Raw genomic sequence first — 11074 nt, forward strand, 5'->3', positions numbered from 1 at the left:
TCCGAGCGCGCCTTGAGAGGACCTTGCGACGATGGAAGGACCCGCCTCCATGGCCCCTGCCGCACAACGGCCCCTACCCCCCACCGACACCGCCGCGCACGCGGCCGTGGAGGTCCTGGCCACAGCCGGGATCAGACGCTGCTACACCGTCCCCGGTGAGAGCTTCCTCGAACTCGCCGACGCCATCGACCACCACCCCGAGATGACTCTGGTCTCCACCCGGCACGAGGGCGGCGCCGCCTTCATGGCCGAGGCCGACGCCAAGCTCACCGGGGTCCCGGCGGTCGCCGCCGCCACCCGCGGCCCGGGCGCGGCCAACCTGGCGGTGGGCGTGCACACCGCGATGCAGGACTCCACCCCGATGATCGTGTTCCTGGGCCAGGCCGAGACCGAACGGCTGGGCAGGGAGGCCTTCCAGGAGGTGGACCTGACCGCCTTCTACGCACCGATCACCAAGTGGTCCACCACCGTGCACCGGGCCGACCGGTTGCCGGAGATCACCGCGCGGGCGATCCGGATCGCCACCACCGGGCGACCGGGACCGGTCGCGATCGCCGTGCCGGGCGACCTGTTCGGCCGGCGTCTGGGAGAGCGCCCGGTACCGCAGCCGTTCACGGCTCCCCGACCACCGTTGGGCACGGACGATCGTGACCGGTTGGCGTCCTGGCTGACCCGGGCGGTACGGCCGGTGATCATCGCCGGTGGCGGTGCGCGTGCCGCGCGCGAGGACCTGGTGCGGGCGGCCGAACGCTACAACGCCGGGGTGTACGCGGCCTGGCGGCGTCAGGACGTGTTCCCCAACGACCATCCCCTGTACCTGGGCCACCTGGGGTTGGGGGCGCCGAGCGCGGTCCTGGGCGCGCTCGCCGACGCCGACGCCGTCCTGGTGGTGGGATGTCGGATGAGCGAGACCACCACACAGGGGTACCTGCTGCCGGAGTCCGACGGGCGGACCCGGGTGGCGCAGATCGACGTCGACCCCGAACAGGTGGGCGCGACCCGTCCGGTGTGGCTGGGCGCGGTGGCCGACGCCGGCAAGGCCCTGTCCGGTCTGGCCGAGGCTCCGGGGCAGGTGCCCTACCGGGACTGGAGCGCCGCCCGGCGGTTGTGGGTGGAAAGCTCCACCCCGCCCCGGGAGGTCGCCGAGCACCAGGGTGGGCGCATGCACCCGTGGTCGGTGGTGGCCGGCATGCGCCAGGCCCTGCCCGAGGACACCCTCATCACCAACGACGCGGGAAACTTCGCGTCCTTCCTGCACCGCGGCTGGTGGTTCCGGCATCCACGGACCCAGCTCGCCCCCACCAGCGGGGCCATGGGGTACGCCGTCCCGGCGGCGGTGGCGGCCAAGATCGCCGACCCCGAACGCACGGTGGTGGCCGTGGCCGGTGACGGTGGGGCGCTGATGACCGGTCAGGAACTGGAGACCGCGGTGCGCATGCGCGCCGCCGTGACCGTGGTGGTCTTCCAGAACGGGCTCTACGGCACGATCGCGATGCATCAGGCACGTGAGCTGGGCCGGCTCGCCGGGACGGAGATCAGCGGCCCTCTGGACCTGGCCGGCTACGCCCGCTCCCTGGGAGCGCGGGGCGCCACCGTGCACACCCGTGAGGAGTTGGAGAAGGCCCTGGCCGAGTCGATCACCTCCGACCTGCCGACCCTGGTGGACGTGCGCACCGACCCGGAGGTGATCAGCCCGACCACCACGATGTCGGACCTGCTCGGCCCGGGGTGATCGGCCGTGCGCCGATGCCGCCGACGTGCGTGACCCGTGGGCCACCTTCGCGGTGAGGCCCGCGCGAGGGCGGTGGGCCGATCACTCCGGCCCGCCGCCCCATCGACCCCCTCCTCACCCCTGACGCGCCGCTCCCACCGGGCCCGAGACCGGGAGGGGACGTTGGTCGGTGAGGTGGGCCGCGGCTTCGCGCAGGGCGCGGACGACGGCGCGGATGGCCGGGCGCCGGGAGGCGTCGGTGCGCCAGAAGACGTAGACCTGGCGGACCAGGGCCGGTTGGACGGGGACGACCCGCACCCCTTCGGGTAGGGGCCCTCGACCGAGGCGGGGCATGACCGCGGCCCCGATCCCGGCGGCGATGAGCGCCAGTTTGGTCTGGTGTTCCTCGACGTTGTGCACGACGTTCGGTTCGCCGTCGCGCCCGCGGATGATGTCGTGCAGCCAGTCGTCACAGATGGAACCACGGCCCCAGCTGATCCAGGGCAGGTCGAGGATCTCGTCGAGTTCGAGCAGTTCCCGGTGGGCCAGGGGGTGGTCCGCGGGCAGGGCGATGTCACCGACGTCCTCCATGAGCGGTGCACGGGTCATCCCCTCGGGCAGTCGCAGGGGACGACCGACCCAGTCCACGACCATGGCCAGGTCCGCCTCCCCGCGAAGCATGGTGGGCACGCTCTCGTGGGGTTCCTCTTCGTAAAGCTCCACACGCAACCCGGGGTGGGCCTCGCGCAGCGCCGGAAGCGCCCGGGGCAGCAGTCCACGGACCGCGGTGGGCGTGGCGGACAGGCGCAGGTGTCCGGTGACGTCGTCGCGGTGGGCCTCGAGGTCGGCCTCGGCCCTTTGGACCAGGGACAGGATGCGCGAGGTGTGGTCGACGAGGAGTTCGGCGGCGTTGGTCAGCCGCACGCCACGGCCGTTGCGTTCCACCAGGCGCTGCCCCACTTCGCGTTCCAGCTTGGTCAGTTGTTGGGAGACCGCGGAGTTGGTGACGTGGAGGGCCTTGGAGGCGGAGCTGAGGGATCCGTGCACGGCGATGGCGTGGAGGACGCGAAGCCGGTCGACACTGAGCATGAAAGAAACACTAACTCATCACTTAAGCAGAATGAAGTAGACCTAATGCGTCTGGCGGGGATAGAACCGTTCCATGAACACCTCCCCGGATCCCTCCGCGACGGCCTCCTCCTCACCACGACCCCTGTCCGGGTGGCGTGCGAAGTTCGTTCTGCTCACCCTGGTGTGGGGGATGAGCTTCGTCCTGATCAGGATCGGCGCGGAGGTCCTGACCCCAGTGCAGTTGTCCCTGGGACGCATGCTCATGGGGGCGCTGCCGCTGGTGGCGGTCCTCTCCCTGCGCGGGGGTCGCCTTCCCACCTCCCCTCGCCTGTGGGGCCACCTGTTCGTGGCGGCCCTGCTGCTCAACACGATCCCCTTCACCCTGTTCGGGTTCGCCGCACAGCTCATCCCGTCCGCGCTCATGGGGATCGTCAACGCCTCCACCCCACTGTTCGGTGTGGTGTTCTCGATGCTGTTGCTGTCCGACGAACGACCCGATCGCGAACGCCTGTCGGGACTCGTCATCGGTTTCCTCGGCGTGCTCACCGTCTTCGGTGCGTGGAACTCCCTGACCACGGTGGGTGTGGACGATCGCGACGGGATGCTCGGCATGCTCCTGGTCGTGGGCGCCACCGCCTGCTACGGGATCGGCACCCCCTACCTGCGCCGCTTCGTCGCCGGGACCTCGCACGGCGCCTTGGAGCTGAGCGCCCTGCAACTCCTGTTGGGTTCGCTTCCCCTGTTGTTGCTCGTCCCGTGGGCCGGCGGTGTTCCCACCGACCTGACCTGGCAGGCGGCACTGGCCGTGGCCACCTTGGGCGCCCTCGGTACGGGCTTCGCCTACGTCCTCCAGTACGGGATCGTCCGCGGCGCGGGAGCGACCGTGGCCACCACGGTCACCTACGCGGTGCCGGTGGTGGCGGTGACCGCCGGGGTGGTGCTCCTGGGCGAGACCCTGACCTGGAACCAGCCGTTGGGCGCGCTCGTGATCATCCTGGGCGCCGCGCTGTGCCAGGGGGTGGTGCGACTGCGGCGCCCCCGTGGGAGCGCCGGACGGCCCCCGGCCGCGACCACGCCGAAGAGCGCCTCATCGACCGAACCCGTCGACGCCCGGCCTCGCTCTTGAAGCTCGGGAGGCCCCCGCTCACAGCGGACGCCCGCGCCCGGCAAGCGGGCACGGGCGTCCTCCCGTACAAGCGAGGGAGATCCGCGGCCGGCCGAACGGCCGACCACCTGTCGAGTCCCCCGGTCCCCTAGTCCTCGCGGAGCTTTTCGACCGCGGCGGACAGGTCGTCCGGGTAGGGGCTGGAGAACTCCACCGGGCGGTGCTCGGTGGGGTGGTCGAATCCCAGGCGGACCGCGTGCAGCCACTGACGGCGCACCCCCAGCCTCTCCGCCAGGGTCGGGTCCGCGCCATAGAGCATGTCACCGACGCAGGGGTGACGTAGCGCGGACATGTGCACGCGGATCTGGTGGGTGCGCCCGGTCTCCAGATTGATCTCCAGCAGGCTGGCGGCCCGGAAGGCCTCCTGGGTGTCGTAGTGGGTCACCGAGGGGCGTCCACCCGCGACCACGGCCCAGCGGCCGTCCCCGGCGGGGTGCCGGTCGATCGGGGCGTCGACGGTGCCTCGCAGCGGGTCCGGGTGCCCCTGGACCAGCGTGTGGTAGCGCTTGTCGACGGTGCGCTCCTTGAACGCCCGCTTGAGCACGCTGTAGGCCGTCTCGCTCTTGGCGACCACCATCAGCCCGGTGGTGTTGGCGTCCAGGCGGTGCACGATGCCCTGGCGTTCGGCGGCGCCGCTGGTGGCCAGCTGCACCCCGGAGGCCAACAGGCCCTCCAGGACGCTGGGCCCGGTCCAGCCGACCGTGGGGTGGGCGACCACGCCGACCGGCTTGTCGACCACGATGATGTCGGCGTCCTCGTGCACGATGTTCATGCCGGGGACGGGGTCGGCTCGCGGCACCGGGGCGGTGGGCGGTGGCGGAAGGGTGACCTCCAGCCAGGCCCCGGCCTGGACCCGGTCGGACTTGCCGGCCTCGGCGCCGTCCAGCAGGACACCGCCGTCACCGATCAGCTCGGCCGCGCGGGTACGGGACAGACCGAACATCCGCGCGATGGCGGAGTCGAGTCGGTCGCCTTCCAGCCCATCGGGGACCGGCAGGCTCCTGATGTCGCTCATTCGCCCCTCTTCCCCTCGCCGTCGGCGTCCGGGTTCTCCGTGTTCGCGTCCGCCTTTGCGGTCTTCTCGTCGGCGATCATCGTCCCGTCCAGGTTCAGGCCCTTGAAGGTCAGCGCGACCACCAGGCAGGCCCCGACCACCACGCAGGAGTCGGCGATGTTGAACACCGGCCAGTTCGGCAGTCGGATGAAGTCGACGACGGCCCCGTGCAGCGGCGCCGGGTCACGGAAGAACCGGTCGACGAGGTTGCCCGCGGCGCCGCCCATCATCAGGCCGAGCGTGGCGCCCCACCACACGCTGCGCACACGCCATCCGATGTAGCCGACGCCGAGGACGACGAGGCAGGCGATGATGGTGAACACCCAGGTGTAGCCGGTGCCCAGGGAGAAGGCGGCCCCGGTGTTGAACACCAGGGTGAACTGCAGGAAGCTGCCGATCACGTCGACGTTCTCACCGGGCCGGAACGTCGCGAGCGCCCATTCCTTGGTGGCGAGGTCGACGGCGATCGCTACGAGCGCGACCAGCAGCAGGAGCGGATACCTGCGTGGACGGGCCTTCGTGTTGTCGTCGGTCGTGGTCATGTTGCTGTCCCCAGGGGGCTCTACCTCAGTCAGCGACGCTCCTCGCGCTGTTTGCAGGTGACGCACAGGGTGGCCCTGGGGAAGACCTGAAGGCGTGCCTTCCCAATGGCCTGACCGCATGACTCACAGACCCCGTAGGTTCCCGCGTCCATCCGTTCGATCGCCCGTTCGCCCTCGGCGAGCAGGTCACGAGTATTGTAGGCCAATGCCAGGTCGTGTTCGCGTTGGAAGGCCTTCGCACCGGTGTCGGCGGGATCGTCCCCGGCACCCTCGACAGGGTCCTGGAGCCGCTCGGCCACCTCTTCCTCGGTCTCCTGAACCTTCTCCCGTTGGGACGCGACCTCGCTCTCCAGCCGATCTCGGACCTCGGCGAGCTCCCGCGGGGTCCAAGGATCCTCCCCCGGATGGACCGGCAGTCTGGCCGCTTCGGTGGTGTTCATCGCACTCCCCCTTCGCGCGACCCACGACCTGCCCCGCGCCCCCGTCGGAACTGCGAAGTCGTCCCTTGCGCGGTGCCGTGAGTGGTGCGCCGAAGCCTAGGAGCTCAACGGACACATGGCAACGAACCGGGCCGTGAATCGCGTGCCGCTCGTCTACCCCGGCAGGCGTCCGATCGAACGCCGGTAGAGCGAGACCGGACACATGATCGTGCCGCCCAGCAGCCCTTCCTCGGGCACGGAGATCCCCCACGGGACAAGGGGGTTCACTCGACGGTGGCGAACCCTCCGTAGTCCTCGGCGAGCAGCGCCAGGTGCGGTTCGTCGAAGACCGCCGGTCCCCCGTGCGGGCCGACGAGCACCTCGATCACCCAGTCCACGTCCTCGGCGTCGTCCTCGCCCGCGAGCATGTCCCGGTACACCCGGCAGGGTTCGTATCCCTGCTCCAGAAGCTGCTCGGCCAGCTCCTCGGCGTCCTCGCGATCGGACAGGGTCACCAGCACCGCGCCCCGTGTGCGCTCCACCATGGCCGCGCCCTCCCACATGTTCAGCGGTACGCCTTGCCGTACTGCGATATCCTGAGTGCCGTGTCGATGGGGACGAGTAGCGTTGGCCCCGACCGGACAGGCACAGCCTAGAGGCGATGTGCCGGTCCGAGCGACCCGGGGACGGTGCGAGCCCGGGGGTACGACCAACGCGAAGATCACCCCGGAGCGGCCGGAAGAACGGGCGATCCACCTCTTGGACGAGCGGTGGAACAGGCCCCAGTAGAACCGGCACGAACCCAATGAAGTGGGACCCGTTCACCGAACCGCCCGGCGGTCACGGTCACGGTTCCAAGGAGGGTGGTACCGCGGGGCGCGACAAGCCTCGTCCCTCCGTCAGGAACATCCCTGATGGAGAAAGGTACGACGGTGACCGACGACCCCCGGCCCGAATCCCGCGCGCTGCCACAGCTGCCCGCTCAGATCGACCTGCCCGCGACGGAGCGCGAGATCCTCGGCCACTGGTCGAAGGAGAACGTCTTCCAGCGCTCCCTGGACCAGACCCGCGGCAAGGAGAACTGGGTCTTCTACGAAGGCCCTCCCACCGCCAACGGTCAGCCCGGCGTCCACCACGTCGAGGCGCGCGCCTTCAAGGACGTCTTCCCGCGCTTTCGCACCATGCGCGGCTACCACGTCGACCGCAAGGCCGGCTGGGACTGCCACGGGCTGCCCGTCGAGGTCGCCGTGGAGAAGGAACTCGGTCTGAGCGGCAAGAAGGACATCGAAGAGTTCGGCATCGCCGAGTTCAACGACCGCTGCCGCGAGTCCGTCCTGCGCAACGTCGACGCGTTCACCTCCATGACCGAGCGCATGGGCTACTGGGTGAACATGGACGACGCCTACCGCACCATGGATCCACAGTACGTGGAGTCCGTGTGGTGGGCGCTCAAGCAGATCTGGGACAAGGGCCTGCTGGTCCGCGACTACCGGATCAGCCCCTACTGCCCGCGCTGCGGTACGACGCTCTCCGACCACGAGCTCGCCCAGGGGTACGAGACCGTCACCGACCCGTCGGTGTACGTGCGCTTCCCCATCACCTCCGGCCCGCTCGCCTCGCCCGAACACCCCACGTCGATGCTGGTGTGGACGACCACCCCCTGGACCCTGGTGTCCAACACCGCGGTGGCCGTGCACCCCGAGGTGAAGTACGTGGTGGCCACCGACGGCGACGAGCGACTCGTGGTCGCCGAGCCGCTGTTCGAGAAGGTCCTCGGCGAGGGCTGGGAACTCACCGGTGAGAGCTTCGAGGGCGACGAGATGGAGCGCTGGACCTACCAGCGTCCCTTCGAACTCGTCCCGTTCGAGGAGACCGCGCACTTCGTGGTGCTCGCCGACTACGTCACCGTCGAGGACGGTACCGGTCTGGTCCACCAGTCGCCCGCCTTCGGTGCCGACGACATGGTGGTGTGTCGCGCCTACGACCTGCCCGTGGTCAACCCGGTGCGCCCCGACGGCACCTTCGAGGCGGAACTTCCGCTGGTGGGCGGCGCCTTCTTCAAGGAGGCCGACAAGACCCTCGTCGCCGACCTCAAGGACCGGGGGCTGCTCTTTCGGCACAAGGACTACGAGCACTCCTACCCGCACTGCTGGCGCTGCCACACCGCGCTCCTCTACTACGCCGTCCCCTCCTGGTACATCCGCACCACCCGGGTCAAGGACGAACTGCTCGCGCAGAACGACGTCACCAACTGGGTGCCGGAGAACGTCAAGGAGGGACGCTTCGGCGAGTGGCTGCGCGGCAACGTCGACTGGGCGCTGTCCCGCAACCGCTACTGGGGCACCCCGCTGCCGATCTGGGAGTTCCCCGACGGCCGCCAGGTCTGCGTGGGTTCCCTGGAGGAGCTGAGCGAGCTCAGCGGCCAGGACCTGTCCAACCTGGACCCGCACCGCCCCTACGTCGACGACGTCGTCATCCCAGATCCCGACGCCGACCCGTCCCTGCCCGAGGACCAGCGGGTCGCCCGCCGCGTGCCCGAGGTCATCGACGCCTGGTTCGACTCCGGTTCCATGCCGTTCGCCCAGTGGGGCGCCCCGCACCAGAACAAGGAGACCTTCGAGGCCAACTTCCCGGCCCAGTACATCTCCGAGGCCATCGACCAGACCCGCGGCTGGTTCTACTCGCTGCTGGCGGTCAGCACCCTGGTGTTCGGCCGCAACTCGTTCGAGAACGTGGTCGTGCTCGGCCACATCCTCGCCGAGGACGGCCGCAAGATGAGCAAGCACCTGGGCAACGTCATGGAGCCCATCTCGGTGATGGATCGACACGGCGCCGACGCGCTGCGCTGGTTCATGCTCGCCAGTGGTTCGCCGTGGACCGCCCGCCGGGTGGGCCACACCGCTCTGGAGGAGATCGTCCGCAAGGTGCTGCTGACCTACTACAGCACCACGTCGTTCTTCACCCTGTACGCCAACACCGGTACCGGTTGGGACCACTCCCGGTCGGCCGAGGCGCCCGCGCCGCAGGACCGTCCACTGCTGGACCGGTGGCTGCTGTCGGAGCTCAACGAGGTCGTCCGCGACGTCACGCGGTCGATGAACGAATTCGACACCACCGGGGCGGGTCGTCGCCTGACCGCGTTCGTCGACGACGTCTCCAACTGGTACGTGCGTCGTTCCCGGCGCCGGTTCTGGGGCGGGGCCGACACCCCCGAGGGCGCGGCGGCGTTCGCGACGCTGTTCGAGGCCTTGGAGACCGTCACCCTGCTGATGGCCCCGATCGTGCCGTTCCTGACCGACCACGTGTGGTCGGCGCTGCGCCGGCCCGACGCGGCCGACTCGGTGCACCTGGCGTCCTGGCCTGAGGTGAACGCCGACCTGATCGACCCGGATCTGTCCCGTCGGATGGCGCTGGTCCGCCGTCTGGTGGAGCTGGGGCGTTCGGCCCGGGTGGACTCGGCGGTGCGCACCCGTCAGCCGCTGCCCCGTGCACTGGTGGGCGCCTCGGGCTTCGCCGACCTGCCGGAGCAGCTGCGCGACCAGATCGCCGACGAGCTCAACGTGGTCGGCCTGGACTCGTTGTCCTCGGTCGGCGGCGACCTGGTCGACTACGTGGTCAAGCCGAACTTCCGGGCCCTGGGCAAGCGGTTCGCCAAGCGCACGCCGCTGGTCGCCAAGGCCATTCAGGCGGCCGACCCGGCGGTGCTGGTCGAGCAGGTGCGTTCCAGCGGCTGGGCCCAGGTCACGGTCGAGGACGAGTCGGTCGACGTGAGCGCCGACGAGGTCCTGGTGACCGAACAGCCCCGCGAGGGCTGGGCGGTGGCGACCGAGGCCGGGGAGACCGTGGCCCTGGACCTGGAGTTGACGCCGGAGCTGCGCCGCGCCGGTCTGGCCCGCGAGATGGTCCGGATGCTTCAGGAGGCCCGTAAGAGCAGTGGGCTGGCCGTGTCCGACCGGATCCACGTGTGGTGGACCACCGAGGACGAGACGGTCCGACAGACCCTGTCCGAGCACGGGCGGACGATCGCCGGTGAGGTGCTGGCCGACGCCTTCGTGGCCGGAGCGGGCGAGGACGTCCCGCACTCCGCCACGTCGGATGAGTTCGGTGTGACCTTCGCCTTCCGCAAGGCCTGATCCGATGACCGAAGGGCGCCGTCTCCTCTGTGGAGCGGCGCCCTTCGTGTGTGCTCAGTTCGTGTGGGAGGGGTCCTTGGGACGTTCCTCTGCCTCGTCCAGGCCGTTCTCGTCGTCTCGGAGGTCCTTGTCGTCCCCGTCGTCCTCCGGGACCGAATCGCCGAAGATCGCCGCGTAGGCGACCGCCGGGTCCTCCCCCGGTTCCGGGTCGTCCTCGTCCTCCGTGGAACCCTCGTCGCTCTCGGTTCCGGCGGCCTCGCTCGACGGGGTGGGACGGTCGAAGGCCGCGTTGCGGTCCGGGTCCCCTTCGTCCTCGTCGACCGCTTCGGCGTCCTCGTCGGTGTCGGTCGCGTCCTGGACGTCCTCGTCCGGCTCGGAGCTCTCGAACGCCTCGGACCGGTCCGGGCCCTCTTCGCCCTCGACCGATTCGTCCGTCGCGGGGTGGTCCTCCGCCGAAGCGTCGTCGTCCGCTTCGAGGGTCCGGTCGCCGTCGGTCTCGGGGGCGTCCTCCTCCGGCCCGGTGGTGTCCTCGACTTCGAGGCCCTCGGATTCCGGGGTCTTCGCCTCGGCCTCGTCGTCGTCCGCCCACACGGCGGCTGCGGAGTGTTCGTCGGGGTCGGCGTCCTGGAACGTCTCCTGAGGCTCCACGGGCGCGTCCTCGACGCTCTCCGTGAGCTCGTCCTCGTCGTCGTCCTCGTCGTCGGCGTCCTCGGCCTCGGGTACCGGATCGAGGTCGGTGAAGGCCGCGCTGGCACCGATGGTCTCCTCGGCGGCCTCGGGCTCGTCAGCGTCGACGTCTTCGGGTGTCTCGTACGACGCGAAGTCCTCGTCACCACCGAGGGCGGCTTCGGACTCGGTGTCGTCGGGGCCTGCCTCGCTCATGGCGTCGGCCGCCTCGACGGTGTCGTCCTCGGTCACGGGGGTGGCCGGGTCGCGCTCGGGAATACGGTAGGCGAACTCGGAGGCGGGGGCCTCGACG

General features: G+C 70.2%; 9 protein-coding genes. 3 read left to right on the plus strand and 6 right to left on the minus strand.

What is annotated here, in order from left to right; genetic code table 11:
* Positions 1-49 precede the first annotated feature (49 nt).
* The gene (locus K8V84_RS21435; protein WP_304077900.1) at positions 50-1732 is read left to right on the plus strand and encodes a thiamine pyrophosphate-dependent enzyme; all 1683 of its coding nucleotides are present in this window, start codon (positions 50-52) and stop codon (positions 1730-1732) included.
* A 114-nt stretch (positions 1733-1846) separates the two neighbouring features.
* Here K8V84_RS21435 and K8V84_RS21440 read toward each other — a convergent pair whose 3' ends face one another.
* Complete coding sequence (locus K8V84_RS21440) at positions 1847-2800, minus strand: LysR family transcriptional regulator (RefSeq protein WP_304077903.1); 954 nt, start codon at positions 2798-2800, stop codon at positions 1847-1849.
* Positions 2801-2873: 73 nt separating this feature from the next.
* Between K8V84_RS21440 and K8V84_RS21445 the strand changes: the two genes are divergently transcribed.
* Positions 2874-3908 (plus strand): DMT family transporter, encoded by a 1035-nt coding sequence (locus K8V84_RS21445; RefSeq protein WP_304077905.1) that lies wholly within the window; start codon positions 2874-2876, stop codon positions 3906-3908.
* 127 nt (positions 3909-4035) lie between these two features.
* Here K8V84_RS21445 and K8V84_RS21450 read toward each other — a convergent pair whose 3' ends face one another.
* The 4 genes from K8V84_RS21450 to K8V84_RS21465 all read right to left on the minus strand — a co-directional run bounded on the left by K8V84_RS21450 (position 4036) and on the right by K8V84_RS21465 (position 6507).
* Complete coding sequence (locus tag K8V84_RS21450; protein WP_304077908.1) at positions 4036-4962, minus strand: RluA family pseudouridine synthase; 927 nt, start codon at positions 4960-4962, stop codon at positions 4036-4038.
* Positions 4959-5543, minus strand: a complete 585-nt coding sequence (gene lspA, locus K8V84_RS21455) for a signal peptidase II (RefSeq protein ID WP_304077910.1) — start codon at positions 5541-5543, stop codon at positions 4959-4961. The genes K8V84_RS21450 and lspA overlap by 4 nt, the downstream gene beginning before the upstream one ends.
* Positions 5544-5572: 29 nt before the next feature.
* Positions 5573-5983 carry a TraR/DksA C4-type zinc finger protein gene (locus K8V84_RS21460; RefSeq protein ID WP_304077913.1) on the minus strand — a complete coding sequence of 137 codons (411 nt, stop codon included), beginning with the start codon at positions 5981-5983 and terminating at the stop codon, positions 5573-5575.
* A gap of 263 nt (positions 5984-6246) precedes the next feature.
* On the minus strand, positions 6247-6507 hold the full coding sequence (locus tag K8V84_RS21465; protein ID WP_304077916.1) for a hypothetical protein: 261 nt from the start codon (positions 6505-6507) through the stop codon (positions 6247-6249).
* A 387-nt stretch (positions 6508-6894) separates the two neighbouring features.
* Here K8V84_RS21465 and ileS point away from each other — a divergent pair, with 387 nt between their 5' ends.
* Positions 6895-10095, plus strand: a complete 3201-nt coding sequence (gene ileS, locus K8V84_RS21470) for an isoleucine--tRNA ligase (RefSeq protein WP_304077921.1) — start codon at positions 6895-6897, stop codon at positions 10093-10095.
* Positions 10096-10149: 54 nt separating this feature from the next.
* Here ileS and K8V84_RS21475 read toward each other — a convergent pair.
* Positions 10150-11074: hypothetical protein (locus K8V84_RS21475; protein ID WP_304077919.1), on the minus strand; the 925-nt coding region annotated here is incomplete at its 5' end.

It is taken from the genome of Nocardiopsis listeri, from assembly GCF_020741345.1.
In the GTDB taxonomy this organism is placed as follows: domain Bacteria; phylum Actinomycetota; class Actinomycetes; order Streptosporangiales; family Streptosporangiaceae; genus Nocardiopsis; species Nocardiopsis listeri_A.